The organism is Iodidimonas nitroreducens (assembly GCA_000710935.1).
Taxonomy (GTDB): Bacteria; Pseudomonadota; Alphaproteobacteria; order Sphingomonadales; family Rhodothalassiaceae; genus Iodidimonas; species Iodidimonas nitroreducens.
On sequence record BAYV01000055.1, the window covers coordinates 1 to 479 of the forward strand.

The following is a 479-nucleotide window of genomic DNA, read 5'->3' on the forward strand; positions in this document are numbered from 1 at the left end:
GCGCTTGATATCCTCATAGCGCTTGCCTTCATATTGAACCTTAGCCCAATGATCTGCGCTGTCATAATCTCGACCAGAGATCATATCTTCCACCTCTTGCGGAAGGGTGCCTGAGATATACTCAGAAGAATGATACCAGGCGAACAACTCGCCAATGGCTGCAGCAGGGCCAAATCCCGCAACTTCACTGACATCGCGACGCAGCCAGCCATACAAAATCTCGTGACGCTCATCCCAATCGTAAATGTAAATATCAAGATTATTCTGATGTACTTTCCGATTGGAAATTTTTAGTACGTCCTTTACATACGCTCTATATATTGGGCATCTTGCATCGTAATATTTTTGAGCAACATCCTCAAATTGCAATATATAAAAATCCAATTCGAAGCTCAGTTTAGAATAATAGATAGCATATATTATATTCCCAGTATTGAACCGCACCCTATGCGCGAGCATTCGTTCAGGGGTCAGCGGAC

Annotated in this window: 1 protein-coding gene; it reads right to left on the reverse strand. The window is 43.2% G+C overall.

The genetic code is table 11. From position 1 onward, the window contains the following. Positions 1 to 384: hypothetical protein (locus tag AQ1_RS12290; RefSeq protein WP_152550433.1), on the reverse strand; the 384-nt coding region annotated here is incomplete at its 3' end. Positions 385 to 479 lie beyond the last annotated feature (95 nt).